This is a genomic window from Nocardia sp. NPDC059236, assembly GCF_042754085.1.
In the GTDB taxonomy this organism is placed as follows: domain Bacteria; phylum Actinomycetota; class Actinomycetes; order Mycobacteriales; family Mycobacteriaceae; genus Nocardia.
Map to the genome: position 1 here is coordinate 355906 of NZ_JBHZAF010000001.1, position 26099 is coordinate 382004.

The following is a 26099-nucleotide window of genomic DNA, read 5'->3' on the forward strand; positions in this document are numbered from 1 at the left end:
TAGGAGGTCAATTCGCTTGTCTCCTGGTCTATTTCGGCCCAGACCTGCTCGAGGGCGGCGGCGACCACGCGCGGATGTGCGGCAATCGATCGGATGGAGGCCATTCACAGCCGTTTCGGGATCAGCGATCAGGACAAGCTCTACACCCTCGCCTCGCTGGCCCTCGAAGCGGACCGGATCCTCGACCACCTGGGTCTGGCCGTGTTCACCGACACGGATCGCCTGGCCCGCTTTCATTTCTGGCGCGGAGTCGGCGAGCGCATGGGCCTCGAGGTGCCTGAGACCCGAGCCGACCTGCTGGCCTGGGCCGTCGACTACGAACACGCCCACTACGCCTACACCGAGGGCGGTCGCGCGCTCGTCGACCAGCTCTTCGAGGACTGGCGGCAACGCTGGTTCCCCGGCCCGCTGCGCCCGCTCGCCGACAATGCCCTGCTGCTCGTCATCGACGACCCGCTGCGCGCGGTCCACCGGCTCCCGAATCCGCCCGCCGCCCTGCAGTCCGTCGCACCCCGAATCATCGATTCCTACATGACTTTCCAGTCCGTCCGCCCTCACCGGCTGGACCGATCCTGGGTCGATCATTTCCGCCGCGACGACGCCGGCCCCGTCGACCTCGATCGGATCGGATACCAGCCGGGCCGGTACGGAATCGAGCGCCAACGCTGATCAGCATTCGGATGCACTCGCCAGCGCGGTAGGGCCGGGAATGGCAGGATCGGGATTGTGAGTGAGCCGGTGCACCCCAACGACATTCGGATCTCCGACGCCGAACGGAAGAAACTCGAGGAGACGCTGCGCCGCGCTGTGGACGCCGGTGTGCTGAATCTCGGTGAGTTCGACAGCCGGGTGCAGTCGATCTGGCAGGCTCGTACCCGGGGCGAGCTGGCCAAAGTATCCGCTGATCTGCCCGAGATGAAGGAGCCGGGGCCATCGGGTGGGCGGATCGCCATGACGGTGCTGACCATCGTGTGGTTGTCGCTCAGCGGGCTGAACTTGATCGTGTGGCTGTTGCTCGGCGTCACGCTGGAGTGGTTCTATCCGTGGTGGGTGTGGGTGCTGGTGCCCCCGGGCGCGGTGCTGGGGACCTTGTGGGCGTGTGGAATCGGTCGGAAGCCGGGCAACGAGTGACGGATCGTTACCGCAGCATTATCGATGTCCACATCGTCCTGTGGCGCGATGGCTTGGTCCTGCTCGGCGAGCGCGCGAACACGGGCTACGGTGATGGCCGGCTGAATCTACCCAGCGGCCACCTCGAGGACGGCGAATCGGTGGTGGACGGCGTGATCCGTGAAGCCATGGAAGAAATCGGAATCACCATCGACCCCGCCGACCTGCGTTTCGCGCACGTACTCCACCACCGCGGCGAGTCCGGGGCCGCCCGCATCGGCTTCTTCTTCGAAGCCCTCCGCTGGTCCGGAGAGCCGGTGAACATGGAGCCCCACAAATGCGCCGGCCTGCTCTGGGCCGACCCGAATGCCCTGCCGCCCAATATCATCCCCTACCAGGCCGCGGGTGTCCGCAACTGTCATCTCGGCACTTCCTTCGCCCTGCACGGGTGGGACTGACCCGCCTGTCAGCTCTCCTGCGGGGCCGGGGTGCGCAGGTGCCGGCTCATGTCGCCGGTCAGCGTGATCTGCACCTGGCGCTCGGCGAACCGCCACTGCCCGGCACTGCGCTCGAAGCGGTCCCGGTAACGGCCGGCCGCCACCGGCTGCAGAGGCAGGTCCGGTGTGGCCTGGAAAACCGTGAAATAGGAACGCGCCGTGGCGATATCGGCATCCTCGCCGAATTCGACGGCGATATTGGTAGTGACGTGATGGGTGCGCGGCGTCCCGTCCTCGTACACGATCACCATCCCCCGAAACATCGTCTCGATCCGCTCACTCCCCGCGACCGACCCACCGCTGCCGCTGAACACCCCGTGCTCGAATAGCGCCCCCACTCCAGCGAAATCCCCACTATCGACCAACTCGGCATACTTCGCGATCAAGTTCGTCACGGCGGTCGTATCAGCGACTGAGCTCATGCCACCCGAGAGTAGGCCACAGCCACCTCGCTCACGGTCCGTGCGCGTCGATCGCGTGCAGGAGCGGCACGGCGGAGATGAACAACCGACGCGCACGAACTGGGGCCTCGTGGGCGCAATATTGTGTGAAACGCAAAGATTTCACTGCTTTGCCGGACCGGTGGTGGGACAGTGGGGTATGGCGTCCGGAGGTTTGCTCACGTGATGCGGGGCCGGGGTGGCGAGCCGTGACGGTGTTCGTCGGAACATCGGGGTGGCAGTACGCCGACTGGCGGGAGCTGGTGTATCCGCCAGGGATCGGGCAGCGACGGTGGCTCGAGGTGTATGCGCGGGCGTTCGGGGCGGTGGAGTTGAACGCGGCCTTCTATCGGCCGGTGGCGCGGACGACCTTCGAGGGGTGGCACGGACGGACGCCGGAGGATTTCGTGATGGCGGTGAAGGCCAGTCGGGTGGTGACCCACTATCGCCGGCTGCGGGACGTCGAGATCCCGCTGGAGCGGATGATCGATGCGGCGCGCGGACTGGGGGATCGGTTGGGGCCGATACTGATTCAGCTGCCTCCCACCCTGACTGCCGAACCCGAGCGGCTCGACCAGGTGCTGGGGCTGATCCCCGCCGAGTTGCGCGTGGCGGTCGAACCGCGCCACGAGAGCTGGTGGGACGACCGGGTCCGGGCCGTGCTTGAAGCGCACCGTGCGGCACTGTGCTGGGCCGACCGGCTCGGGCGGCCGATCACGCCGCTGTGGCGCACGGCCGACTGGGCCTACGTCCGTTTCCATGAAGGTCCCGGCCGGTCCGCACCCCGCTACCCGGAACGCGTTCTGGCCGAGTGGGTCCGGCGCATCGAGGACACGTGGGATGGGAATCTCGATGCCTACATCTTCTTCAACAACGATGTCGGTGGCGCGGCCGTCCGTGATGCGATCCGGATCGGTGAGCTGTTCCACGCCGCGGGACGGCCGGTAGCCCGCACGCCCGATCGACTCCCGCTCGCGCCGTGACCGTGACTCGCAGCCGTAGATGGCGCGATGAACGGAGCCGGCCCGAGGAGGTCGCGGCCACCGTGGCGTTCCTGATGAGCCCGAACGCGGGATACATTACCGGCCAGGTCATCAACGTCGATGGTGGAATCGGCATGGGCCACTGAGTTTCTCGCCCAGTACCAGGCGGTAGTGGCGTAACCGCCTGCTCACCGGGCTGTCTGCCGATATCACCTGGCTCACGCCGTGTTCCGAATGGGCTCACGAACTACACGATCGGGATCTCCCCGCCGAGGTGGCCGCATCGGATCGCAACGCAGCCAAGCAGTTCCGGCAGTGCGCCATCGATATCGCGGACATGGCCATCGAGATCGCGGAGGGTGCTGGCGCGGCATCCGATGAGAAGGCTCGCCAGGGACTGCTGTGTATCGAACGGACACACCATCTGCAACGGCGGATGCCGCAGGCGAATTCGATGCTGCGCAGGCAGTACGTGCAGCTGTGCGCGGAGATCGTCGAACGCCGCCGTGCCCGGGTCGGGCTGGCCGGTCGGGTCCGGGCCCTGCTGATGCGGCACGGCCGCGCCATCGATCAGGTCGCTATCGCCGCCGACCTGCACATGAGCGTCCGCACCCTGCGCCGCAGGCTGGCCGAGGAGGGCACCACCTTTCGCGAACTGGCCTGCGAGACAACGGGCCTGCTGGCCGAGGAGCTGCTGGCCGCAGGCTTCACTGTCGACACGGTGGCCGCCCGGCTCGGCTACACGAGCGTGTCAGCGTTCGCGACCGCTTTCCGGGACTGGAAGGGGCAGACCCCCGGCCAGTTCGCGCGTTCCGACCTCGCCCCGCAGCATCGTCGCCGCACAGGCGGCATCGGCGCGGCGGGACGCCCCGCCCGCCCGCACCCCACCACGAATGAGCGCCGCCCTACCGGACAGCATGAAATCTAGGACGATTCGGGCGATCCGGACGCTGAACCCGGTTGCGGCTCAGGCCGGATCGAATCCGGCGAGCCGCGCGGCGTGCAGGGCGATGTACAGCTCGGCGGCGGCCTTCGGGTCCGAGCACCGGCGATCGGTCAGCGTCTCGATCCGCCGCAGCCGGTAGTGAATGGTGTTGCGGTGGTAGTGGAGCCGTTGCGCCACCTCGGTATTGGAGCCACCGCATTCGAACCACAGCTCGAGGGTGTCGAGGAGGGTGTCGCGTTCCTCCGGCGGCAGTTCGAGCACCGGGCCCAGGACGTCGTCCGCCAATTCCCGTGACGCCGAGGGCGCATGCGCGAGAACGAGCGGGATCGGTGTGCTGCCGTACGCGGTCACGGCCGGGCTGCCGGGTGGCGCGCATCGTCCCGCGAGTTCCGCCTCGCGCAAGGCGGTCCCCGCGGACCCCGGCGTCGGGAAGGGACGGCTCACCCCGATACGCCCGGTCGCGTGGGCGCGCAGGCGTGACAGCACCCGCTCGTGCGAGCGTGCGGTGGCCACATTGAGCAGCCCGATCCGCGCACCCGGCTCGGTGAGCCAGATCGACTCGACGAAGTCGGCCCGCAGCCGATCCTCGATCCCGAACAGCGGTTCGATTGCGCCGGAATCGGTTTCGGCGTGCACCACGACGAAGCTGCCCAGCGGCGGCAGGTGCAGGGCCCGGGCGATGTCGCGCTGGGTGGGATCATCGGCCTCGCCGTCGAACAGCCGCCGCAGCATGGCGCGGCGCTCCACGTCGTGGCGGCGGACCCGCTCGGTGAGGTAGTCGGTGTACGCATCGGCGGCGGCGCCGGAATAGTCGTCCAGGAGCCGCCACATCTCCGAGCCGAGTTGCGGCAGCGCGTCCAGATTCGTCCCCCGCGCCGTGACGAGCGCGCGTTCCCACAGCAGCCGTCCCGCCAGCCGGTACGCGTGCAGCACCGCCGCGATCGGCACGCCCAGTTCCGCCTTGACCCGGCCCACCACGGTCGCCGGTTGCAGCCGCCGCCCGGCGCTCCCGGAGAGTTGTTCGAGCAGGGCGGCCAGATTGTCGCGGACGACGAGGTGCAGCTGCGCCTCGGTGAGGGCGGCCTCCGCGTAGGCGTTCTCGCCGGTGAGGATGCGACCGACGAGTTCGGTGGTGAGGTCGTCGACCTCGACGAGCAGGGTGCGCGCTACCGCGGTCGAACCGCTCGGCGTTACCGCGATCGAACCGGTCTGCGGCACTGCGGTGGAGCCGTTGCGCGGCGGGCCGGTGAGCGCTGTCATGGATTCGATAGTAGGCACTTGCTCTCGACGCCGACTGTGCTCCAGCACAGTCGGCCGGGCGGTATCGGCAAACCCGCGCACATGGTGGGCGGATGCACCTGACCCGCAGTATCGACACCGACAGCGACAGTGACCCGGGTCATAGCCGACCCGGGTCGATCGATGAGGTGGAGAGAGGTGCCGACCGTGTACGACTACGTCGTCGTAGGCGCGGGGTCCGCGGGATCCGTGCTGGCCAGCCGATTGTCCGAGGATCCGGCGATCCGGGTGGCCGTGATCGAGGCCGGGCCGCGCGACACCGCCGAGGAGATCCATCTGCCGGTCGCCTTCCCGTCCCTGTTCAAGAGCCCGCTGGACTGGGACTACGACACCGAACCCGAACCCCGGCTGCACAGCCGCCGCGCCTACCTGCCGCGCGGCCGCGTCCTGGGCGGATCCAGCTCCATGAACGCCATGATCTACATCCGCGGTGCCCGGGCCGATTACGACGCGTGGGCCGCGGCCGGCGCGGACGGGTGGAGCTACGACGAGGTGCTGCCGTACTTCGTGCAGGCCGAGGACAACGAGCGCGGCAAGGACGCCTACCACGGTGTGGGCGGACCGCTGTCGGTCAGCGACAGCCGGTCGAATCATCCACTGGGCGAAGCATTCCTGCGCGCCGCCGAACAGGCCGGGCACACCCGCAACGACGATTTCAACGGCGTCACCCAGCTCGGCGTCGGCCGCTACCAGGTGACCCAGCGCAACGGCATGCGATGCAGCGCCGCGGTCGCCTACCTACACCCGGCGCTGGAGCGGGAGAACCTGACGGTCATCACCGACGCCCTCGCGCACCGGATCGTCATCGAGAACGGCCGGGCCACCGGTGTGGTGATCGGCCGCGACGGCAGCACCGAGACCATTCGGGCCCGGCGCGAAATCGTGCTGGCCGCAGGCGCTTACGGCTCCGCGCAGCTGCTGTTGTTGTCCGGCATCGGCCCGGCCGAACAGCTGGCGGCCTTCGGCATCGAGACCGTCCGCGACCTGCCGGTCGGGCAGCACCTCCAGGACCACCTGTCGGTGTTCCTCAACTACCGCACCGACCGCGAATCCCTGATGACCGCGCTCACGCCCGAAAACCTGGGCCTGCTCCAGGAATCCGGCCGCGGCCCGCTGACCTCGAATATCGGTGAGACCGGCGGCTTCCTCGAAACCCGTACCGGACTGGCGGGCCCGGACATCCAGTTCCACCAGGCCCCGGTCCTCTTCCACGGCGAGGGCATGGGCGCGGCGACCGAGCACGGCTACGCGTTCGGCCCCTGCCTGATCAACCCGACCAGCCGGGGCGAACTCACCCTGCGCTCGGCGGACCCGGCCACCGCGCCGCGCATCCGCCACAACTACCTCGACACCGAGGCCGACCGCGCGAGCATCATCGCCGGACTGCGCAGCGCCCTCGACATCGCCGGCCGGCCCGCGCTGCGCGAGCTCACCACCGGCGAATTCCTCACTCCCGCCGGTGATTCCGACGCCGAACTGCTCGACTTCGCGGCCCGCACCGCTCAGACCCTCTATCACCCCACCTCCACCTGCGCCATCGGGGCGGTCGTGGACCCGCGCCTGCGCGTACTGGGCGTCGCGGGCCTGCGCGTCGCCGATGCCTCGGTCATGCCGTCGGTGGTGCGGGGCAATACCAACGCGCCCACGATCATGATCGGCGAGAAGGCCGCCGTCATGCTCGCCGAGGACGCCGACTCGGAAGGAAACGCATCGTGACCACCACCGCCGCGGCGACGATCGACGCCACCGTCTCCGCACTCCGGCAGGGCGAAATCGACTGGGCCCGAACCCCGCTGCCCGCCCGGCGGCAGCTGCTCGAGCAGATTCACGCCAATACCGCGCGCTACGCGCGGGAGTGGGTCGAGACCGCCGCCCGCATCAAGAAGCTGCCCCTGGACTCGCCGCTGCTCGGCGAGGAATGGGTGAGCGGCCCCTACTCGCTGCTCACCGGCGCGGCCGCGCTCGCGGAATCGCTGCTGGCGCTGGAGCAGGGCCGCAGCCCCGTCGACGGCTACCCGATTCACGCCGCCCCCGGCGGCCGCACCGCGGTCGACGTCTTCCCGCACGGCGTCTTCGATTGGCTGCTGCTCAACGGATTCCGCGCGGAGGTCTGGACCAGGCCCGGCGTCGACGCCGAAACCGTCCGCGCCCGAGCCGGTCTGGGACAGCGCACCCCGGCCGAGACCGGCGGCGTGGGCGTGGTCCTCGGCGCGGGCAATATCTTCTCGATCGCGCCGCTGGACGTGCTCTACCAGCTCTACGCCGACAACCGGGTGGTGGCGCTCAAGCTGAATCCGATCACCGACCCGCTGCTGCCGGTGCTGGAGAAGATCTTCGCACCCCTGATCGAGGGCGGCTTCGTACGCCTGCTCACCGGCGGCCCCGAGGTCGGCACGGCGCTGGTGCACCATGCCGGCGTGGACGCGGTGCACATGACCGGCAGCGCGCTCACCCACGACGCCATCGTGTTCGGCACCGGCGAGGAAGGCGCGCGGAACAAGGCCGCGGGCACGCCGAAACTGGACAAGCCCATCACCAGCGAACTGGGCGGTGTCTCACCCACCATCGTGATCCCGGGCCGCTGGTCCGACGCCGACCTCCGGTACCAGGCCGAGCACCTGGCCACCCAGCGCCTGCACAACAACGGCTACAACTGCGTCGCCGCGCAGGTCGCGGTGATCTCCGCGGACTGGCCCCAGAAGGACCGGTTCCTCGCCGAACTGCGCGCCGCGCTCGAGCGGGCGCCGCAGCGTCCGGACTACTACCCGGGCTCGGCCGCCCGCGTCGACGGCGCGCGCACGTCCTATCCCGACGCCGAGCGGATCGGCGCGCGCACCCTCATCACCGGCCTGGTGCCGCACCGGGACGAGACCGCGCTGCGCACCGAGTATTTCGCCCCGGTGCTGGGCGTGCTCGAATTGAGCGGCGCCGCAGCGGAATTCCTCACGCAGGCGGTCCGCGTGTCCAACGAGGAGTTCGAGGGCACCCTCGGCGTCAACATCATCGCCGACCCCGCCACCATCGACCGGCTGGGTGAACGCTTCGAGCGAGCCATCGCCGACCTGCAGTACGGCACCGTCGCCATCAACGCCTGGACCGGCCTCGGCTACCTGACCGCCCGCGCCTCCTGGGGCGCCTTCCCCGGGCACACCCTCGCCGACATCCAGAGCGGAATCGGCGTGGTGCACAACGGCTTGCTGATCGCCGATCCGGAGCGCACCGTGGTCCGCGGCCCCTTCCGCCCCGTCCCGCGGTCGCTGCTGCGCGGCGAGTTCGCGCTCTCCCCGAAACCGCCGTGGTTCGTGACCAACCGCACCGGCGCCACCACACTGCGGCGACTGACCAACTTCGCGAAGCGACCCGGCGCCGCCGCCCTGCCGGGCATCTTCGCCTCCGCGCTGCGCGGCTGAGCGCAGCGAACCGGGCCGGGCGCGCCCTTCCGCGCACGGCGCACCCGGCCCGGTTCACCCGTGCTGTACCCGAGAAAGACATCTGCACAATGACTTACGACGAGCTCGACCTGCCGATGCCCAGCACCATGCAGGACGAACCGCTGTCCCTGGCCACCCTGCTGCGCTATGCGAGCACGGTGCACGCCGACGCCACCGTCCGCACCTGGACCGGCACCGAATCCCGCGTCCTGACCTACCGCGAACTGGGGGAGCAGGCAGCCCGGCTGGCCCACGCCCTGACCGCGCTGGGCATCGGCCGCGGGGATCGCGTCGGCACCTTCATGTGGAACAACAACGAGCACCTCATCGCCTACTGCGCGGTGCCCGCCATGGGGGCGGTGCTGCACACCATCAACATCCGGTTGTTCCCCGAACAGATCACCTACGTGACCGATCACGCCGCGGACCGGGTCGTGATCGTCGACGCCTCCCTGATCCCGGTGTTCGCACCGGTACTGCCGACCCTGCGGACGGTGCGCCACGTCATCGTCGCCAACGGTGACGCCGCGGCGCTGCCCGCGCCCGAGGGCGTCACCGTCCATGAGTTCGACACCCTGCTCGCGCAGTATCGGGGCACCTTCGACTTCCCGGTCCTCGACGAGCGCTCGGCCGCGGCCATGTGCTACACCTCCGGCACCACCGGCGACCCGAAAGGTGTTGTCTACTCCCATCGTTCGAACTGGCTGCACTCCATGCAGGCCTGCACCACCGATGCCATGGGCGTGCGCGCCGGCGACCGGATGCTGGCCATCGTTCCCATGTTCCACGCCAACGCCTGGGGTCTGCCCTATGCCGCGCTCATGGCCGGAGCGTCGCTGGTGATGCCCGACCGCTTCCTGCAACCGGAACCGCTGCTGGCGCTCATGGCCGCCGAGCAGCCGAGTTTCGCCGCGGCCGTGCCGACGGTGTGGAACGGCGTGCTGACCGTCGTCGACGCGAAGCCGCAGGACCTGACCCATCTGCGGGCGGTCGTGGTCGGCGGTGCCGCGGTGCCGCCGCAGCTGATGCGCGCCTTCGAGGAACGGCACGGCGTGCCCATCATCCAGGCGTGGGGGATGACCGAGACCTCCCCGCTGGGCGCGCTGGCCTGGCCGCCCGCGGGCCTCGACGGCGAGGCCGCCTTCGCCTACCGGATCACCCAGGGCCGCATCCCGGCAGCGGTCCAGGCGCGGCTCGTCGGAGACGATGGCACCGAGCTGCCCCGTGACGGAAAAGCGGTGGGAGAGCTGGAGGTTCGCGGCCCCTGGGTCACCGCCTCCTACTACTCGCCCGATGCCGCGGGAATCGGCGCCGACGCCTTCCGCGACGGCTGGCTGCGCACCGGCGACGTCGGCACCATCAGTGCCGACGGCTACCTCACCCTGGTCGACCGGGCCAAGGACATCATCAAATCCGGCGGTGAATGGATCTCCTCGGTCGATCTGGAGAACGCGCTCATGGCGCACCCCGACATCGCCGAGGCCGCCGTTTTCGGTGTGCCGGACGAGAAGTGGGACGAGCGCCCCGTCGTGGCCGCCGCACTGCGCGCCGGCGTCGAACCCGATGCCGGTGCGCTCCGCGCTTTCCTGTCCGACAAGGTCGCGAAATGGCAACTCCCCGAACGCTGGACGTTCGTCTCCGAGGTGCCCAAGACCAGCGTCGGCAAGTTCGACAAGAAGGTGCTGCGCGCCCGTTACGCCGCCGGTGAACTCGCCATCGTCATCCCCGACTGACCGCTGGTGAGGATTGTGCGCCGCCGCGGGGAATCCCCGCGGCGGCGCACACTGTCATTTCTCGAAGTAGCGGCGGGGGTTCCGCACCAGGATGGTGTCGATATCGTCCTCGGTGAGGCCCTTGGCGAGGAGGGCGGGGAGGACATCCTCGCTGATGTGGCGGTAGTTCCACTTCGGGGCGATCTGGGCCTTGGCGGCCGGATCGAACCAGTCCATGAAACAGGCGGCGTCGTGGGCGATGACGATCTTGTCGCGGTAGCCGCGGCGGACGAGCTCCACGATGGTGTTCACACGGTCCTCGAACGGCAGCAGCACGTCGATGCCGAAGCGGTCCATGCCGAGATAGGAACCCGCGTCGGCCAATTCGGCGAGGTAGTCCAGATCGGTGGAGTCACCGGAGTGGCCAATCACCACGCGGGTCAGGTCCGCGCCCTCCTCCCGCAGCACCCGCTGGGCCACCAGCCCGGACCGGGTGTGCGGGTTGGTGTGCACGGTGATCGGCGCTCCCGTCCGCACCGCCGCCTGACCGACCGCCCGCATCACCCGCTCCACACCCGGAGTCAGCCCGGGTTCCTCGATGGCGCACTTGAGGAATCCCGCGCGCACCCCGGTCCCGGCGATGCCCTCGGTGAGGTCCTTGACGAACAGCTCCACCATGGGCTCGGGCATGTCCATCATCAAACCCGGTCCGTTGTAATGGAATTGGAACGGCAGGTCGTTGTAGGTGTAGATGCCGGTGGCAACGACGATATTCAGCTCGGTGCGGGCCGCGATCTGCTGGATGCGGGGGATGTAGCGGCCCAGCCCCAGCACGGTCGGGTCCAGGATGGTATCGATGCCCAGCGATTTCAGCTCGTCGAGCTGCTTCACGGCGTCGTCGACGCGGGCCTGCTCATCCCAGTCGCCGTAGTTCTGCCGGTACTCCTCGCCGAGCACGAAGACGTGCTCGTGCACCAGCACCCGGCCCAGCTCGCTGGAATCGACGGTGCCGGTGACGGTGGGGACGATGCTCATCGGGATGCCTTGTCTGTGAACAGGTTCGGGTCGATGGCGCGCTTGAGGATCTTGCCGGTCGCGCCCTTGGGCAGCTGGTCGGTGAAGGCGAAGCGGTGCGGCACCTTGTAGGCGGACAGGCGCTCCTTGGCCCAGGCGCGCAGCTCCCCGGCATCGAGTTCGACGCCGGGCGCGGTGGCCACCACCGCGCCCACCTCCTCGCCGTAGTGGTCGTCGGGCAGGCCGATCACCGCCACCTCGACAATGCCGGGGTGCTCGTAGAGCACCTCCTCGACCTCGCGTGGATACACGTTGTACCCGCCGCGAATGATGAGATCCTTTGCGCGGTCGACGATGTAGACGTAGCCGTCGGCGTCGAGGCGGCCCAGATCGCCGGTGCGCAGCCAGCCGCCGGACAGATCGGCCGCCGTCGCGTCGGGCCGCTGCCAGTACCCCTTCATCACGCTGGGCCCGCTCATGAACAGCTCACCGACCGTGTCGGCGGGCAGCACCGTGCCCTCCGGATCTCGCACCTCGATCGACGTGCCGGGCAGTGCGGTACCCACCGACCCGGCCCGCTGCTCGCGATCCAGGGGGTTGTAGGTCGCGGCCCCGCTGGACTCGGTGAGCCCGTAGCCCTCGAGAATGGTGCAGCCGAAACGTTCCGTGAAGGACCGGATCACCTCCGCGGGCAGCGACGCGCCACCCGAGCAGGCCAGCCGCAGGCTCGCGAAATCCTCCGGACCGTAGTCGCCGGCGCTGTGCAGCATGGCATTCCACATGGTCGGCACGCCCGCCACCACGGTGAGCCGGTGATCGCGGATCGTCTCGATCATTGCCCCGGGGACGAACGGCGACACCATGGAGAACGAACTGCCCGCGTGCAGGGTGGTGATCAGGCACACCGCCTGCCCGAACACGTGGAACAGCGGCAGCCCGGTGCCGAAGCGTTCCTCGGGTGTGAGTCGCAGCTGATCGATGAAAATACGAGCGGTCTCGATCAGATTGGCGACGGTGAGCTCCACGCCCTTCGGTTTGCCCGTGGTGCCCGAGGTGTAGAGCAGGATCGCGGTGTCGTCGGGTTCGCGCCGGACCGGTCCGGCGGTCGGCTGGGCGGGGGAGGCGTGCGCACCGGGCTCGAGCACCTGCACCGGGATCCCGCGCTCGGCGGCGGCCTGCTCGGCCGCGGTGCGGGCCAGATGCCAGGCGATGGCATACCGGGCGCCGGAATCATCGAGCACATAACCGATTTCGGGTGCGGTCGCCATGGTGTTCACCGGAATGGCGACGGCTCCGATCAGTTGCGCGCCCAGGTAGGCGATCACGAACTCCGGCACGGTCGGCGCCACCAGCAACACGCGATCTCCCACCGCGACACCGGATTCGGTGAGCCGGCCGCCGAAGGCCGCACTGCGGCGGGCCAGCTCGGCGTAGGAGAGGGTGTCGTCCAGGTGGCGCAACGCAATGGCGTCGGGGCGTTCGGACGCGTGCTGCCAGATACGGTCGGCGACATTTGTCATGGAACATCCAGTTATGTAGAGGTCGGATGAGACGGGGTCGGAGTGAGCGGCGTCACGACCCTGTGCGCGACCATATCTGAATCCGGTGTCAACTTCAATGACGGTCGGCCGTCGTTCCGGCCGCGCGAGCGAGCGGGTCGAAGGCCGTCGGCGTGGGACGATATGTGCTGGTATACGCGGTGATACGGTGGCAATCGGCAGCCGTCCCCGTGACCGAGTGAGTGATCCGCCGTGACGTCCGAACCCATCGACCGCCAGGCCGCGCCTCGCCGGGTGCCCCCGCGCACCAAGCGCGGAGAGCGCACCCGTGCCGCCCTCATCGCCGGGGCGCGCGAGGTATTCGAACGCGACGGCTACCTCGACGCCAGGATTGCCGACATCTCCAAGGCCGCGGGCGCCGCCGCCGGCTCGTTCTACACCTACTTCGACAGCAAGGAAGAGATCTTCACCGCCGTCGTCGAGGAGGTGCAGGAGGAAATGCTGCACCCGCACGTGCGGGCCCGCACCGGCGTCACCGACCCGCGCGAGCTCGTCGAGGCCGCCAACCGGGAATACCTGCTGGCCTACAAGCGCAATGCGCGCCTGATGGGGGTGTTCGAAGAGGTCACCCAGATCAACGAGAACTTCCGCGCGCTGCGCCTGGAACGCAACCGTGCCTTCATCCAGCGCAATGCCAGGATGATCCGCGAACTGCAGGAATCCGGGCAGGCCAGCGCGGATCTCGATCCGCTGATCACCGCTCAGGCGCTGTCGGTGATGGTCAGCCGTATGGCCTACATGGTCTTCGTCCAGCACCAGCGCATCGCCTTCGAGAAACTGGTCGGCACCCTGACCCAGCTGTGGGTCAATGCCCTGCAGGTGAAGTCCGAATAGCTAGCGACCCGCCTGATGGCTCGCGACCCCGCCTGATGGCTCGCGACCCCGCCTGCGCGGATCGTGGCGGTAGCTGCCGCGAGGGTCCGAGAATATGAATCCGGGTTCGAGTTCGTGTCGTTTTCTCCTGCATGACCTCGGCTTTCGAGCGCACTGTGTGCCGTATCACAGGAGTTCGACCCCCTCGGCGGTATTGACCGCGACGGGAGTTTGGCGCAAGGTGGCGGAAGAAAATAAGCGCTTAGTAAGTTCCCCGCTCGGGGTCGGCCCCGGGTCGCGGCGCGAGACCGCCGTGGCCACGGGCGACCTGAAAGGACCTGTCCGTGAACAGATTCGAAGGCAAGACCGCCATTGTCACCGGCGCCAGCCGGGGTATCGGCCTCGGTATCGCGCAGCGCCTGGTGGACGAGGGCGCCAAGGTCGTGATCACCGCCCGCAAGCAGGAGGCGCTCGACGAGGCCGTCGCGGCGCTGGGCGGGCCGTCGAAGGCGCTGGCCGTGGCGGGGCGCGCCGACGATGCCGCGCATCAGGCCGAGACCCTCGAGCGGGCAGTCGAGACCTTCGGAAGTGCCGACCTGCTGGTGAACAACACCGGGATCAATCCGGTGTTCGGGCCGATGGTGGAGCTCGATCTCGACGCGGCCCGAAAGATCGTGGAGGTCAACTGCCTTGCCGCCCTGTCGTGGGTGCAGCACGCCTACCGGGCGTGGATGAAGGACCATGGCGGTGCGGTCGTGAACGTCTCCTCGGTCGCCGGGCTCAAGCCCGCGCCCGGCATCGGTTTCTACGGTTCCAGCAAGGCGATGCTGACCCACATCACCCAGGAGCTCGCGGTCGAACTCGGCCCGGACATCCGCGTCAACGCCGTCGCGCCGGCGGTGGTGAAGACGAAGTTCGCCACCGCGCTCTACGAGGGCCGCGAGGAGCAGATCGCCGCCGCCTACCCGCTCAAGCGGCTGGGCGTGCCCGAGGACATCGGCAGCGTGGTCGCCTTCCTGCTCTCCGCGGACGCGGCCTGGCTCACCGGCCAGCTGCTCGTGGTGGACGGCGGTCTCACGCTGACCGGGGGCGTCTAGAGTGGCGGACATGCGGGCCTGGCGGGTCCACGAACTGGGCGAACCTGCACAGGTGATGCGGCTCGACACCGTGGAGCGCCCCGAACCCGGCCCACGTCAGGTGGTCGTGCGGGTCACCGGCGCGGCGGCGAACTTCCCCGACGTGCTCATGTGCCGCGGCCTGTACCAGGTGAAGCCGCCGCTGCCGTTCACGCCCGGCGTCGAGCTGTGCGGGGAGGTCGTGGCCACGGGTGGCGAGGTCACCGGGATCGCGGTCGGTGACCGCGTGCTCGGCGGCAGCTCGCTGCCGTACGGCGGTTTCGCCGAGTACGCGGTCCTGGAGGCGGCCCAGACCTTCACCGCGCCAACCGCTTTGGACGATGCGGAGGCCGCTTCCCTGTTCATCGGTTACCAGACGGGATGGTTCGGACTGCATCGCCGTGCCGCGCTGCAGGCGGGGGAGACCCTGCTGGTGCACGCGGCCGCGGGCGGGGTCGGCAGTGCCGCCGTCCAGCTCGGCAAGGCGGCCGGGGCCCGCGTCATCGGCGTGGTGGGCGGGCCCGAGAAGGCCGAGTACGCCCGCGCGCTCGGCGCCGACATCGTGATCGACCGCAGGAGTGAGGATTTCGTCGAGGTCGTCAAGCGGGTCACGGACAATCGCGGCGCCGACGTCGTCTACGACCCGGTCGGCGGCGACACCTACACCCGCTCGACCAAGTGCATCGCCTTCGAGGGCCGCATCCTGGTCGTCGGCTTCGCGGGCGGCGACATCCAGAGCGCCGCACTGAATCACGCACTGGTCAAGAACTATTCGATCGTCGGCCTGCACTGGGGGCTCTACAACGCCTACGACCCGGCCGCGGTCGCCGACTGCCACCGCGAGCTGACCCGGCTGGCCACCGCGGGCGCGATCCGCCCCCTGGTCAGCGAACGACTCGACTTGGCGGACATCGCCGATGGCGTCCAGCGCCTCGCCGACGGCAAGACCGTCGGGCGCGTGGTCTGCACGCCCTCGGCCTGATCGACACCGACCTGATCGCACCACAGAGGAGAACATCGTGAGCACGCAGACACCGCGGGTAGCGGTCGTGACCGGCGCGGCGCGGGGCATCGGCGCCGCGATCGCACGGCGACTGGCGGACGACGGAATGGCCGTCGCCGTCCTGGATCTCGACGAGCAGGCCTGCAAACCGGTCGTCGCGGAGATCGAGGCGGCCGGCGGCCGCGCCCTCGCCGTCGGCGCGGACGTGTCCGACGAGCAGGCCGTGACCGCGGCCGTGGACCGGGTGGCCGCCGAGTTGGGCGCGCCCACCGTGCTGGTCAACAATGCGGGCATCCTGCGCGACAACCTGCTTTTCAAGATGAGCGTCGCGGATTGGGACGCGGTCATGGGCGTGCACCTGCGCGGCGCGTTCCTGTGCACGCGGGCGGTCCAGCGCCACATGATCGAGCAGGGCTTCGGCCGCATCGTCAGCCTGTCCAGCACCTCGGCGCTGGGCAATCGCGGCCAGGCCAACTACTCGGCCGCCAAGGCCGGATTGCAGGGCTTCACCAAGACCCTCGCCTTCGAGCTCGGCAAGTTCGGCGTCACCGCCAATGCCGTCGCACCGGGCTTCATCGAAACCGAGATGACCCAGGCCACCGCCGAGCGCATGGGCGTCTCGTTCGACGACTTCCGGCAGGCGGTCATCTCCACCATCCCGGTGGCCCGCTCCGGCAAGCCCGAGGACATCGCGCACACGGTGTCGTTCCTGGCCAGCGAGGGCGCGGGATTCGTGTCGGGACAGGTCATCTACGTGGCCGGCGGGCCGAAGAACTAGCCGCGCAACGGAATCGAACGGAAGGACGCGAACAATGCGGGTATTCCAGGGGCTGCCCGAACTGGAGAAGGCAGTCGGCACCCATCTCGGCTACAGCGACTGGCACACCGTGACCCAGGAGCAGATCGACCGGTTCGCCGACGCGACCGGCGATCACCAGTGGATCCACATCGATCCGGAACGGGCCGCCGCCGGTCCGTTCGGGACGACCATCGCGCACGGCTTCCTCACCCTGTCGCTGCTGCCCATGCTCACCGCGAGCGTGTACACCGTCGAGGGGCTGTCGATGGGAGTCAACTACGGGGCCAACAAGGTTCGCTTCCCGTCCCCGGTCCCGGTGGGCTCGCGGCTGCGCGCCGGGGTGGAACTGGTGTCGCTGACGCCGGCGAGCATGGGGTTCCAGGCGGTCAGCCGGGTCACCGTGGAGATCGACGGTGCGGCCAAGCCGGCTTGCGTCGCCGAAGCCGTCTCCCTGCTGGTGCCCTGAGACGAAGGAGCACGACCGATGAGCGATACGGTTCGCGACGACCTGCGCCGGCGGGTGGAATCCCTACTGGCCGAGCATGATCCGGCCACCACCGACCCGGTGACCTTCCACCGCGCCCGCTTCGACGCCGGACTGGCCTGGGTGTACTTCCCTGTCGGGCTGGGCGGCCGCGGCGCCGACCGCGACCTCCAGCTGTTCGTCGACGAGCTGTTCGAACAGGCGGGAGCTCCGGGTCATCAGGCCGAACTCAACGGCATCGGCCTCGGGATGGCGGCGCCCACCATCGCCATCCACGGCACCCCGGAACAGCGGCAGCGCTACCTGCGTCCGCTGTGGACCGGCGAGGAGATCTGGTGCCAGCTGTTCAGTGAGCCGGGCGCCGGATCGGACCTGGCGGCGGTCGGCACCCGGGCCGTCCGCGACGGTGGGGACTGGATCGTCAACGGGCAGAAGGTGTGGACGTCGGTGGCCCACAAGGCCGATCTGGCGATCCTGCTCGCGCGCACCGACCCGGACCGCCCCAAGCACGCGGGTATGTCCTTCTTCATCTGCGATATGCGCCATCCCGGCGTCGAGGTGCGGCCGCTGCGCCAGATCACCGGCGAGGCCGAGTTCAACGAGGTCTTCCTCACCGACGTCCGCATCCCCGACGCCCAACGCCTCGGCGGGGTGGGGGAGGGCTGGCGCGTCGCCACCACCACCCTCAACAACGAGCGGGCGGCCATCGGCGGGCGCGCGGTGCCGCGGGAGAGCGGTGTGCTCGCCGCGGTCACCCGCACCTGGCGGGAGAATCCGGACCGGCACACGCCGGAACTGCACGACCGGCTGCTGCGGCTGTGGGTCGAGGCCGAAGCCGGGCGGCTGGCCGCCGCGCGCATGCGGCAGCGGACCTCCGCCGGTCAGCCGGGGCCCGAAAGTTCCGCGCTCAAACTGGCTTTCGCGCGGTCCAACCAGCAGCTGACCGGTCTCGAACTGGAGATCCTCGGCGAGGACGGCCTGCGCTACGACGACTGGACCATGGTGCGGCCCGACCGTGTCGACTTCGCCGGCCGCGGGCCCGGCTACCGCTACCTGCGCGCCAAGGGCAATTCGATCGAGGGCGGCACGTCCGAGATCCTGCGCAATATCGTCGCCGAACGGGTCCTCGGCCTGCCCGCCGAGGCGCGCGGGGACAAGGACACCGCCTGGAAGGACCTGGCCCGATGAGCGACGACATCCTGCTGCTCGATACCGACACCGAGGCGGCGCTGCGGCACGCGGTGCGCGATCTGCTTGCGGCCCAATGTGATCCGGCGGCGGTCGCGCGGGCCTATGCGGGCGATCGGTCGCTGACGCCGGGATTGTGGAAAGCGCTGGCGCGGGACCTGGGGCTGGCCGGACTGCTCGTCCCCGAGGAGCGTGGCGGCGCGGGCGGCTCCGCTCGCGACGCGGCGGTGGTGCTGGAAGAACTGGGGCGGTCCGTCGCGCCCGTACCGTTTCTCACCAGCAGCGTCATCGCCGCCACCGTGCTGCTCGCCGGTGATTCCGACCTGATCGGGCAGCTCGCCGACGGTGCGGTGACAGTAGCGCTGCTCGCGCCCTTCACCGCCGCCGCGCCGGACGTGGTCCCGTCCTTCCGGAAGGATGCCGACGGCCGCCTGTCCGGCAGCGTGACCAGCGTCGCGGGCGTCCTGGACGCCGATGTGCTGCTGGCCGCGGTCGACACCGTCTCCGGCACCGAGATTCACGCCGTGCCGGTGGCTGCAGCCACGGTGACGCCGGTGGTCTCGCTCGATATGACCCGGCCGCTGGCCGATGTCGTGGTCGACGCCGCGCCCGGTCAGCTCGTGGTCCCGGCCGACGGGGGAGCGGCCGCGCTGCGGACGGCGCTGGAAACCGGCGCGGCGCTGCTGGCCTCGGAGCAGGCGGGTATCGCGGCGTGGTGCCTCGAGGCGACCGTCGGCTATCTGAAGATGCGCCGCCAATTCGGCCGCGTGGTGGGCGGATTCCAGGCGCTCAAACACCGTCTCGCCGACCTGTTCGTGGAGGTCGAGGCGGCGGCCGCCAGTGCCCACTACGCGGCGGGCGCGATCGCTGCGGGCGATCCCGACGCCGCCGTGGGTACCGCGGTCGCCGCGGCCTACTGCGCGGACGTCGCGGTGACATCCGCCGAAGAAGCGCTCCAATTACACGGCGGCATCGGCATGACGTGGGAGTATCCGGTGCATCTGTATCTCAAGCGCGCCAAGGCCGATCAGCTCGGGCTCGGCAGTCCCGGCCGGCACCGCGCGGTGCTGGCCGAACTGGCCGACCTCGGCTCGGCCGCCGGAAAACGAAGTTGAATCCGGGTTCAAGTATAGTTTCGCCTGCGCGGCACAGACTATTTCGAGGAGTGAGCATGTTCGACATGACCGATCGGGCCCAGCGCTACCGGGACGATCTACTCGCCTTCATGGACGAGCACGTCTACCCGGCCGAGGCGGTGTACGAGGAGCAGATGGCGGAGTCCGGGGACCCGCACTTCCAGCCGCCGATCGTCGAGGAGCTCAAGACCGAGGCCAAGAAGCGGGGGCTGTGGAACCTCTTCCACCCGCATCCGGAGTGGGGCCCGGGCCTGACCAACCTGGAGTACGCGCCGCTGGCCGAAATCATGGGCCGCAGTGCGCATCTCGCGCCGGAGGCCACCAACTGTGCCGCCCCCGACACCGGCAACATGGAGGTGCTCACCCTCTTCGGCACACCCGAACACAAGGAGCAGTGGCTGCGCCCGCTGCTGGACGGTGAGATCCGGTCGGCGTTCGCCATGACCGAGCCCGCGGTCGCGAGCTCCGACGCCACCAATATCCAGCTGCGCATGGATCGCGACGGCGACGACTACGTGCTCAACGGCCGGAAGTGGTGGACCTCCAATGCCTTGCACAAGAACTGCAAGGTCCTCATCGTCATGGGCAAGACCGATACCAGCGCGGCCACGCACCGCCAGCAGTCGATGATGGTGGTCCCGATCGACGCCCCGGGTGTGACCGTGCAGCGCGGCCTGCCGGTCTTCGGCTACCAGGACCGCGAGGGGCACGCCGAGGTGCTGTTCGAGAACGTGCGGGTGCCCAGGACCGCGCTGCTCGCCGGTGAGGGCGACGGGTTCATGATCAGCCAGGCCCGCCTGGGTCCGGGTCGCATCCACCACTGCATGCGCGCCATCGGCATGGCCGAGCGGGCCCTCGATCTGATGATCGACCGTGCGCAGTCGCGCGTGACCTTCGGTGAGCCGGTGGCGAATCGGGCCAATATCCAGGACTGGATCGCCGAGTCCCGCATCGAGATCGATATGGCCCGCCTGCTGACGCTCAAGGCCGCGCACCTGATGGACACCGTCGGCAACAAGGCCGCGCGCACCGAGATCGCGGCGATCAAGGTGGCGGCGCCCAATGTCGCGCTGAAGGTCGTGGACCGCGCCATCCAGGTGCACGGCGGCGGTGGCGTCTCCGACGACTTCCCGCTCGCCAGCATGTACGCCCACCTGCGCACCCTGCGCCTGGCCGATGGACCGGACGAGGTGCACAAGCGTTCCATCGCGCAGTGGGAACTGCGCCGCCGCGACCCCGAGTGGGGCAAACGCGGGTAACCGCAACGAGTTTCGACACCATCCATTCTCCGAGGAGGATCCCATGGCCGATCCCTGCGTCGTCGTCGCGACCATGATCGCCAAGCCCGGCCAGGAAGACCTGGTCGAGAAGACCCTGCGTGCGGCCGCTCCGGCCGTGCACGCCGAGCCCGGCTGCCTGCGCTACGCGCTGCACCGGCATGCCAAGAACCCCGGGCAGTTCGTCATGATCGAGAAGTGGGCGTCCCGGGACGCGCTGCGCGAACACGGCCAGGGCGCGGCTCTGCGCGAAGTCGGCACGGCCCTGGCCAACGCTCTCGCGGCACCGCCGGACGTGCAGGTCTTCGAACCGCTGCCCGCCGGCGACCCCGACCAGGGCGCGATCTGAGGAGACCCCCATGACGAAGACACAGCAGGTACGGCTGGCCCAGCGTCCCACCGGACTGCCCGGCGTGGGCACCTGGAAGGTGACCACCGAGGAACTGCCCCCGCTCGGCGCGGGGCAGATCCTGGTGAAGATCGACTTCATCTCGCTCGATCCGGCCATGCGCGGCTGGCTCAACGACGTGCGCTCCTACCTCCCACCGGTCGGGCTGGACGAAGTGATGCGGTCGCTGGACATCGCGACCGTCGTCGAATCCACCCACCCCGATTTCGCCGTCGGCGACACCGTGAGCGGCACCTTCGGAGTGACCGAGTACGCGATCAGTGACGGCCGCGGCGTGCAGCATGTCGACCTGGGCGTCGCGCCCGGGCCGACCTGGCTGGGTGCGCTCGGAATGCCCGGCATGACAGCGTATTTCGGGCTCCTGGAGGTCGGGAAGCTGAAAGCCGGTGAGACCGTGGTGGTCTCGGCGGCGGCGGGCGCGGTCGGCAGTGTGGTCGGCCAGATCGCGAAGGCCAAGGGCGCCACCGTCATCGGGATCGCCGGCGGGGCGGAGAAGTGCCGGCTGCTCACCGAGGAATTCGGTTTCGACGCCGCGATCGACTACCGCGGTGAGGACGTGCTGCAGCGGCTGCGGGAGCTCGCGCCGAAGGGCATCGACATCTACTTCGACAATGTCGGCGGTGAGATTCTCGATGCGGCGCTGGCCAATCTGCGTCGCGGGGCCCGCATCGTGCTGTGCGGGGCGATCGCGGCCTACAACGACGACCAGCTGCGGCCCGGGCCGTCGCGCTACATGTCGCTGCTGGTGTTCCGGGCGTCCATGACCGGCTTCGTGGTCTTCGACTACGCCGACCGCTACGGCGAGGCGGTGGCGGACATCGCGAAGTGGCTGACCGAGGGCAGGATCAAGAGCCGGGAGCATGTCGTGCAGGGTGGGGTGGAGCATTTCGGTGAGACGCTGAATCTGCTGTTCACCGGCGGCAACACCGGAAAACTGGTGCTCGCGCTCTGATGTAAGACTGTTCAGGTGACCGAATCAGAGGATCGCTCGCGCGCGGACGAGACGCGGGCCCGACTACTGGACGCCGCGGTCGCCGCTTTCGCCGAGCGCGGCTTCCACGGCGCCACCACGCGCGACATCACCTCGATCGCGGGACTGAGCACGGCGGCCATCTACGTTCACCACCGCTCCAAGGAAGAGCTGCTCTACCAGGTTTCGCACACCGGGCACCTGGACACGCTCGAGCGGATGCGGGAGGCGGTGGCCGCCTCGGGCGACCCGGTCGAGCAGTTGGTCGCGGTCATCCGGCAATTCGCGATTCACCACGCCCGCGCGCACACCGTCGCCCGGGTCATCAACTACGAACTCGCCGCGCTGAGCCCCGAGCATCAGCGCGAGATCAAAGAGATCCGCCACGTCATCGACACCGAGATGCGGCAGTTGATCGAACGCGGGGTCGACGCGGGCGTGTTCGACAACCCGAATCCGCGCATGGCGGCGGTGGCGCTGCTCTCGCTGGGCATCGACCTCGCGCGCTGGTACCGGGAGGGCGGGCCGCTGTCGCCCGAGGAGATCGGCGACTACTACGTGGATCTGGCCCTGCGGATCGTCGGCGCACGCAAATAGCCTGCGCCACATAGTATTTTCTGTTCTTCACCCGTTCCGCTCCACCCTTGAAGCCGACATCGGATTCGGGTAAGCATGTGATGACGCACGTCACATCCGGCCGTCGCGCTGCGAGCGCCGCACGGCGACAGCCGGGTCCGGCGTCCTCCACGCAATGAGACATGGGAGCGATCTCGTGAGCACGCTTTCCCCCGCCACCGCCCGACTGACCTACCGCGCCCTGGAACCGGTGCACGGCATGATCTACTTCAGCCCGCACGGGCCGCAGGTGTATCGGGAGCTGGGTATCACCGATCCGCGCATGATGTATTTCGCGTCCCGCTCGGCCGCTTTCGGGCCGGTGCCGGCCGAGGTCACCATCGCGACCTTCTTCAATTTCAATCCGGCGGCGGTCCGCGCGGTGCTGCCCGCCGCATGGAACATCGCCGCTCCCACCGACATTCTCCATGCCCGGCTGGCAGCCGCCGACCGCTCACTGCGGCAGGCGTGGGGCGTGGACGTCGACGGGCCGGAAGTACGCGAGGCCGCCACCCTGGCGCGGCAGGCGGCCGAACGCGCCTGCGACCGCGCACACGGACGCCCCCTGTTCGCGGCACACGCGGCCCTCCCATGGCCCGCCGAACCGCATCTCGTGCTCTGGCACGCACAGACCCTGCTGCGAGAATTCCGCGGCGACGGCCACGTCGCCCTCCTCCTGACCGAAGGCCTCAGCGGCCTCGAAGCCCTGATCACCCACGCCGCCACCGGCGAGATCCCGCCGGAAGTCCTGCGTATCAGCCGATCCTGGACCGAACAGGACTGGGCCGAGGGGGTGGCCGCACTACGCGACCGCAACTGGCTGACCGATCGCGATCTCACCCTGAGCACCCACGGCTCCGCGCGCCGCGCAGCGATCGAGACCCGCACCGACGAACTGTCGACCCACCCCTACGAGGCGATAGGGCCGGACGGCTGCGAACGCCTGCGAAAACTCGCCTCGGCCTTGACAATTCGCATCATGGACGCCGACCTCGCCTTCCCGCCCATGCTGTCACAACGCTACCGCGACACGGTTCGGTAAGGCCGGCGGTCCGGGGATCTGAAATTCGGTCAGAGCGCCTTCAGCAGTTCTGCGGCCAGCGGGACCGAGGAGGCGGGGTTCTGGCCGGTGCAGAGGTTGCGGTCCACCTCGATGTGCGGGGCGAAGGGCTCGGCTTCGCGGTAGTCGACGCCCAAGGCGATGAGGCGGTCCTGGAGGAGCCATTCGGCCTTGTCGGCGAATCCGGCCTGTGTCTCTTCGGCATTGGTGAACGCTGCCACCCGGTATCCGGCGAACGGTGACCTGCCGTCGGCGTTCACCGCGAGGTCCTCCATCGGGCCGTGGCCGCCGCTATAGATTCTCCGATACTCGGCAGGATTCTCCGATGCTCAGCGGCCGTGGGAGCGTTCGCCTCGCAGGGTGGTGACGATGCTGGTCACCGTGGCGACCGGCTTGCCGTCCGCGCGGGTGATATCGCACTGGTAGTGGGTGATGGTGCGGCCGGAGTGGGTGGGGAAGGCGGTGGCGCGCAGCGTGTCCTGCCATACCGGGCGGAGGAAGACCGCGCGGAGATCGATGCTGGTGAACGTTTCGCCGGGACCCACGACGGTGGAGTGGGCGGTGCCGATGGCGGCATCGGCCAGTTCGGTGAGCAGGCCGCCGTGGACGGTGCCCTGCTGGTTGCCGTGCCGGGCGGGATCGGTGTCCATCTCGACGGTGGCGCGGCCGGGGTCGATGGCCACCAGCCGGATGCCCAGGGTACGGGAAATGGCGGTGGGGTAATGGAATTGGCAGGTCAGGCCGTCGGTCCCGGTGCCGTCGAGCTGCGCGCGCAGGTAGTCCAGGACGGGCACTTCGGTGGTCGCGATCGTCATGGGAACGGACGGTAGGACGCCGGGTCAGGACGATCAAGAAATTGTCCTAGGTACAGTCGGACGATGCGGACCTACACCGATGTCGCCGCCGCCCTCGCCGGGCAGATCCGGGACGGGCGCTGGGCGCCGGGACAGCGCCTGCCGACGCATCGGCAGCTGGCCGCCGAGCACGGTATCGCGGTGGCCACCGCGACCCGGGTGTTCGCGGAACTGAAGCGGGCGGGGCTGGTGGTCGGCGAACCGGGGCGGGGGAGCTTCGTGCGCGATCGGTCGGTGCGGCTGGCCGCGGCCGCGTACGGGCCGGGCGCGGAGACGGTGTGGGCGGATCTGGCCTTCACCCAGCCGCTGTCGCCGCGTCGGGAGGAATTGCTGCGCACGGGTTTACGCGAGCTGGCGGCCTCCGGCGATCTGGACGCCCTGCTGCGGCAGCAGCCGCCGGGCGGGCGGCCGCACGATCGCGCGACAGTCGCCGGGTTCCTCGGGCGGCGGGGGATCGAGGTCGATCCGGCGCGGGTGGTGGTGACCGCCGGGGCGCAGCACGGGCTGGATCTGATTGTGCGAGCGATGTTCTCACCCGGCGACGTGATCGCCGTGGACGAGCTCACCTACCCCGGATTCAAGCTGCTGGCCCAGGCGCACGGGCTCACACTCGCACCGGTTCCGGCGGCCGGGAACGGCCCGGACCCCGACGCCCTGGCACTGTTGTGTGCGAAAAGGCCGGTGCGCGCGGTCTATACGATGCCGACCCTGCACAATCCGCTCGGCTGGGTGATCGACAGCGACCGCCGGCGAGCGCTCGTTTCCGTTGCGCGCCAGCATGATCTGTTCCTGATCGAGGACGCCGCCTACGCCTTTCTCGCCGATCCGGCCCCGCCACCGCTGGCGGCGACCGCCCCGGAGCGCACCTTCTGGGTGTCGAGCCTGTCCAAGAGCGTCGCGGCCGGACTGCGTTTCGGCATGCTGGTCCACCCGCCCGTGGCCGCGCCCGCCCTGGCCCGCATCCTCCGCGCCACCATGGCCGGTCCGCCCGGGCTGACCAGCGCCCTGGCCACCCGCTGGCTCACCGACGGCACCGTCGACACTCTCGAACAGGCGAGTCGCGTTGCCGCGCAGGAGCATCAGCGGATCCTGCACCGGGAGCTCGGCGATCGGAATCCGATCGCCCACCCGCGCTCGTTCTTCGCGTGGCTGCCCATCGATCCGGACCAGCGCATGGACCGGATCGCCGCCGAACTGTCCCGGCGCGGCATTCGCGTCTGCACTGCCGAGGCGTTCGCCACCACCGCGCACGTGCCGCACGGGCTGCGCATCGCGCTGGGATCACCTGCCCCGGAAGAACTTCCGCAGGTGCTCGCGGAAATGCGCGCGGCCCTGGACAGCGTGCCACTGTGACACCAGGACCGCGCGAGATCCGGGTCGAGCCG

27 protein-coding genes and 1 pseudogene are annotated in these 26099 nt (G+C 69.3%); 22 read left to right on the forward strand and 6 right to left on the reverse strand.

The window, feature by feature from the left end:
• The first annotated feature begins 93 nt into the window (after positions 1 to 93).
• From ACFXIV_RS01790 to ACFXIV_RS01800, 3 genes are read left to right on the forward strand one after another with little or no spacing between them, the layout of a single operon-like run.
• Positions 94 to 669 carry an oxygenase MpaB family protein gene (locus ACFXIV_RS01790; protein ID WP_379395374.1) on the forward strand — a complete coding sequence of 192 codons (576 nt, stop codon included), beginning with the start codon at positions 94 to 96 and terminating at the stop codon, positions 667 to 669.
• Between the two features lie 57 nt (positions 670 to 726).
• The gene (locus ACFXIV_RS01795) at positions 727 to 1131 is read left to right on the forward strand and encodes a DUF1707 domain-containing protein (protein ID WP_379395372.1); all 405 of its coding nucleotides are present in this window, start codon (positions 727 to 729) and stop codon (positions 1129 to 1131) included.
• Positions 1128 to 1568, forward strand: coding sequence for an NUDIX domain-containing protein (locus tag ACFXIV_RS01800; RefSeq protein ID WP_379395370.1), 441 nt, complete (start codon positions 1128 to 1130; stop codon positions 1566 to 1568). Before ACFXIV_RS01795 ends, ACFXIV_RS01800 begins: the two co-directional genes overlap by 4 nt.
• 8 nt (positions 1569 to 1576) lie before the next feature.
• On the opposite strand, the gene ACFXIV_RS01805 is transcribed toward ACFXIV_RS01800, so the two are convergent.
• Positions 1577 to 2029, reverse strand: a complete 453-nt coding sequence (locus tag ACFXIV_RS01805) for a nuclear transport factor 2 family protein (RefSeq protein WP_379395368.1) — start codon at positions 2027 to 2029, stop codon at positions 1577 to 1579.
• Between the two features lie 227 nt (positions 2030 to 2256).
• On the opposite strand from ACFXIV_RS01805, the gene ACFXIV_RS01810 reads away from it, so the two are divergent.
• From ACFXIV_RS01810 to ACFXIV_RS01820, 3 genes and pseudogenes are all read left to right on the forward strand, one after another.
• The gene (locus ACFXIV_RS01810) at positions 2257 to 3030 is read left to right on the forward strand and encodes a DUF72 domain-containing protein (protein ID WP_379395366.1); all 774 of its coding nucleotides are present in this window, start codon (positions 2257 to 2259) and stop codon (positions 3028 to 3030) included.
• Positions 3000 to 3176, forward strand: a pseudogene (locus ACFXIV_RS01815) (SDR family oxidoreductase); the annotation flags it as partial. The gene ACFXIV_RS01810 and the pseudogene ACFXIV_RS01815, both read left to right, overlap by 31 nt.
• A 128-nt stretch (positions 3177 to 3304) precedes the next feature.
• On the forward strand, positions 3305 to 3958 hold the full coding sequence (locus ACFXIV_RS01820; protein ID WP_379395362.1) for a helix-turn-helix transcriptional regulator: 654 nt from the start codon (positions 3305 to 3307) through the stop codon (positions 3956 to 3958).
• A gap of 39 nt (positions 3959 to 3997) precedes the next feature.
• Here ACFXIV_RS01820 and ACFXIV_RS01825 read toward each other — a convergent pair whose 3' ends face one another.
• Complete coding sequence (locus tag ACFXIV_RS01825) at positions 3998 to 5236, reverse strand: PucR family transcriptional regulator (RefSeq protein ID WP_379395360.1); 1239 nt, start codon at positions 5234 to 5236, stop codon at positions 3998 to 4000.
• 177 nt (positions 5237 to 5413) lie between these two features.
• Between ACFXIV_RS01825 and ACFXIV_RS01830 the strand changes: the two genes are divergently transcribed.
• From ACFXIV_RS01830 to ACFXIV_RS01840, 3 genes are all read left to right on the forward strand, one after another.
• On the forward strand, positions 5414 to 6991 hold the full coding sequence (locus ACFXIV_RS01830; RefSeq protein ID WP_379395358.1) for a GMC family oxidoreductase: 1578 nt from the start codon (positions 5414 to 5416) through the stop codon (positions 6989 to 6991).
• Complete coding sequence (locus tag ACFXIV_RS01835) at positions 6988 to 8685, forward strand: aldehyde dehydrogenase family protein (RefSeq protein WP_379395356.1); 1698 nt, start codon at positions 6988 to 6990, stop codon at positions 8683 to 8685. The genes ACFXIV_RS01830 and ACFXIV_RS01835 overlap by 4 nt, the downstream gene beginning before the upstream one ends.
• Positions 8686 to 8801: 116 nt before the next feature.
• Positions 8802 to 10439: a long-chain fatty acid--CoA ligase gene (locus ACFXIV_RS01840; RefSeq protein ID WP_379395712.1), complete on the forward strand. Its 1638-nt coding sequence runs from the start codon at positions 8802 to 8804 to the stop codon at positions 10437 to 10439.
• Between the two features lie 54 nt (positions 10440 to 10493).
• On the opposite strand, the gene ACFXIV_RS01845 is transcribed toward ACFXIV_RS01840, so the two are convergent.
• Both ACFXIV_RS01845 and ACFXIV_RS01850 read right to left on the reverse strand, forming a co-directional pair.
• Positions 10494 to 11453 carry a phosphotriesterase gene (locus tag ACFXIV_RS01845; RefSeq protein WP_379395354.1) on the reverse strand — a complete coding sequence of 320 codons (960 nt, stop codon included), beginning with the start codon at positions 11451 to 11453 and terminating at the stop codon, positions 10494 to 10496.
• The gene (locus ACFXIV_RS01850) at positions 11450 to 12952 is read right to left on the reverse strand and encodes a long-chain fatty acid--CoA ligase (RefSeq protein WP_379395352.1); all 1503 of its coding nucleotides are present in this window, start codon (positions 12950 to 12952) and stop codon (positions 11450 to 11452) included. The genes ACFXIV_RS01845 and ACFXIV_RS01850 overlap by 4 nt, the downstream gene beginning before the upstream one ends.
• A 231-nt stretch (positions 12953 to 13183) precedes the next feature.
• On the opposite strand from ACFXIV_RS01850, the gene ACFXIV_RS01855 reads away from it, so the two are divergent.
• From ACFXIV_RS01855 to ACFXIV_RS01910, 12 genes are all read left to right on the forward strand, one after another.
• Positions 13184 to 13825: a TetR/AcrR family transcriptional regulator gene (locus tag ACFXIV_RS01855; RefSeq protein ID WP_379395350.1), complete on the forward strand. Its 642-nt coding sequence runs from the start codon at positions 13184 to 13186 to the stop codon at positions 13823 to 13825.
• 323 nt (positions 13826 to 14148) lie between these two features.
• Positions 14149 to 14901: an SDR family oxidoreductase gene (locus ACFXIV_RS01860; RefSeq protein ID WP_379395348.1), complete on the forward strand. Its 753-nt coding sequence runs from the start codon at positions 14149 to 14151 to the stop codon at positions 14899 to 14901.
• Between the two features lie 10 nt (positions 14902 to 14911).
• Entirely contained in the window at positions 14912 to 15901 is a 990-nt protein-coding gene (locus ACFXIV_RS01865) for an NADPH:quinone oxidoreductase family protein (RefSeq protein ID WP_379395347.1), read from the forward strand.
• A gap of 37 nt (positions 15902 to 15938) precedes the next feature.
• The gene (fabG, locus tag ACFXIV_RS01870; protein ID WP_379395345.1) at positions 15939 to 16700 is read left to right on the forward strand and encodes a 3-oxoacyl-ACP reductase FabG; all 762 of its coding nucleotides are present in this window, start codon (positions 15939 to 15941) and stop codon (positions 16698 to 16700) included.
• 34 nt (positions 16701 to 16734) lie between these two features.
• Positions 16735 to 17187: a MaoC family dehydratase gene (locus ACFXIV_RS01875; RefSeq protein ID WP_379385610.1), complete on the forward strand. Its 453-nt coding sequence runs from the start codon at positions 16735 to 16737 to the stop codon at positions 17185 to 17187.
• 18 nt (positions 17188 to 17205) lie between these two features.
• Positions 17206 to 18393 carry an acyl-CoA dehydrogenase family protein gene (locus ACFXIV_RS01880; RefSeq protein ID WP_379395343.1) on the forward strand — a complete coding sequence of 396 codons (1188 nt, stop codon included), beginning with the start codon at positions 17206 to 17208 and terminating at the stop codon, positions 18391 to 18393.
• On the forward strand, positions 18390 to 19508 hold the full coding sequence (locus tag ACFXIV_RS01885) for an acyl-CoA dehydrogenase family protein (protein ID WP_379395341.1): 1119 nt from the start codon (positions 18390 to 18392) through the stop codon (positions 19506 to 19508). Before ACFXIV_RS01880 ends, ACFXIV_RS01885 begins: the two co-directional genes overlap by 4 nt.
• A gap of 50 nt (positions 19509 to 19558) precedes the next feature.
• On the forward strand, positions 19559 to 20788 hold the full coding sequence (locus ACFXIV_RS01890; protein WP_379395339.1) for an acyl-CoA dehydrogenase family protein: 1230 nt from the start codon (positions 19559 to 19561) through the stop codon (positions 20786 to 20788).
• A gap of 43 nt (positions 20789 to 20831) precedes the next feature.
• Complete coding sequence (locus ACFXIV_RS01895) at positions 20832 to 21155, forward strand: putative quinol monooxygenase (protein ID WP_379385604.1); 324 nt, start codon at positions 20832 to 20834, stop codon at positions 21153 to 21155.
• Positions 21156 to 21165: 10 nt separating this feature from the next.
• Complete coding sequence (locus ACFXIV_RS01900; protein WP_379395337.1) at positions 21166 to 22167, forward strand: NADP-dependent oxidoreductase; 1002 nt, start codon at positions 21166 to 21168, stop codon at positions 22165 to 22167.
• A gap of 15 nt (positions 22168 to 22182) precedes the next feature.
• On the forward strand, positions 22183 to 22782 hold the full coding sequence (locus ACFXIV_RS01905) for a TetR family transcriptional regulator (RefSeq protein ID WP_379395335.1): 600 nt from the start codon (positions 22183 to 22185) through the stop codon (positions 22780 to 22782).
• Positions 22783 to 22957: 175 nt separating this feature from the next.
• Positions 22958 to 23842, forward strand: a complete 885-nt coding sequence (locus ACFXIV_RS01910; protein ID WP_379395333.1) for a hypothetical protein — start codon at positions 22958 to 22960, stop codon at positions 23840 to 23842.
• A gap of 29 nt (positions 23843 to 23871) precedes the next feature.
• Here ACFXIV_RS01910 and ACFXIV_RS01915 read toward each other — a convergent pair whose 3' ends face one another.
• A complete protein-coding gene (locus tag ACFXIV_RS01915; protein ID WP_379395331.1) occupies positions 23872 to 24120 on the reverse strand; it encodes a hypothetical protein in 249 nt (82 codons plus the stop codon).
• A 69-nt stretch (positions 24121 to 24189) separates the two neighbouring features.
• Entirely contained in the window at positions 24190 to 24675 is a 486-nt protein-coding gene (locus ACFXIV_RS01920; protein WP_354840086.1) for a PaaI family thioesterase, read from the reverse strand.
• Between the two features lie 63 nt (positions 24676 to 24738).
• Between ACFXIV_RS01920 and ACFXIV_RS01925 the strand changes: the two genes are divergently transcribed.
• On the forward strand, positions 24739 to 26067 hold the full coding sequence (locus ACFXIV_RS01925; protein ID WP_379395329.1) for a PLP-dependent aminotransferase family protein: 1329 nt from the start codon (positions 24739 to 24741) through the stop codon (positions 26065 to 26067).
• The last annotated feature ends 32 nt before the right edge of the window (positions 26068 to 26099 follow it).

What these genes read in the sequence shown, in the direction of transcription:
- ACFXIV_RS01790 (WP_379395374.1), top strand. Translation starts at nt 94, where the DNA reads ATGGAGGCCATTCACAGCCGTTTCGGGATCAGCGATCAGGACAAGCTC.
- ACFXIV_RS01805 (WP_379395368.1), bottom strand. Translation starts at nt 2,029, where the DNA reads ATGAGCTCAGTCGCTGATACGACCGCCGTGACGAACTTGATCGCGAAG.
- ACFXIV_RS01825 (WP_379395360.1), bottom strand. Translation starts at nt 5,236, where the DNA reads ATGACAGCGCTCACCGGCCCGCCGCGCAACGGCTCCACCGCAGTGCCG.
- ACFXIV_RS01840 (WP_379395712.1), top strand. Translation starts at nt 8,802, where the DNA reads ATGCCCAGCACCATGCAGGACGAACCGCTGTCCCTGGCCACCCTGCTG.
- ACFXIV_RS01845 (WP_379395354.1), bottom strand. Translation starts at nt 11,453, where the DNA reads ATGAGCATCGTCCCCACCGTCACCGGCACCGTCGATTCCAGCGAGCTG.
- ACFXIV_RS01850 (WP_379395352.1), bottom strand. Translation starts at nt 12,952, where the DNA reads ATGACAAATGTCGCCGACCGTATCTGGCAGCACGCGTCCGAACGCCCC.
- ACFXIV_RS01865 (WP_379395347.1), top strand. Translation starts at nt 14,912, where the DNA reads ATGCGGGCCTGGCGGGTCCACGAACTGGGCGAACCTGCACAGGTGATG.
- ACFXIV_RS01875 (WP_379385610.1), top strand. Translation starts at nt 16,735, where the DNA reads ATGCGGGTATTCCAGGGGCTGCCCGAACTGGAGAAGGCAGTCGGCACC.
- ACFXIV_RS01880 (WP_379395343.1), top strand. Translation starts at nt 17,206, where the DNA reads ATGAGCGATACGGTTCGCGACGACCTGCGCCGGCGGGTGGAATCCCTA.
- ACFXIV_RS01885 (WP_379395341.1), top strand. Translation starts at nt 18,390, where the DNA reads ATGAGCGACGACATCCTGCTGCTCGATACCGACACCGAGGCGGCGCTG.
- ACFXIV_RS01895 (WP_379385604.1), top strand. Translation starts at nt 20,832, where the DNA reads ATGGCCGATCCCTGCGTCGTCGTCGCGACCATGATCGCCAAGCCCGGC.
- ACFXIV_RS01900 (WP_379395337.1), top strand. Translation starts at nt 21,166, where the DNA reads ATGACGAAGACACAGCAGGTACGGCTGGCCCAGCGTCCCACCGGACTG.
- ACFXIV_RS01920 (WP_354840086.1), bottom strand. Translation starts at nt 24,675, where the DNA reads ATGACGATCGCGACCACCGAAGTGCCCGTCCTGGACTACCTGCGCGCG.
- ACFXIV_RS01925 (WP_379395329.1), top strand. Translation starts at nt 24,739, where the DNA reads ATGCGGACCTACACCGATGTCGCCGCCGCCCTCGCCGGGCAGATCCGG.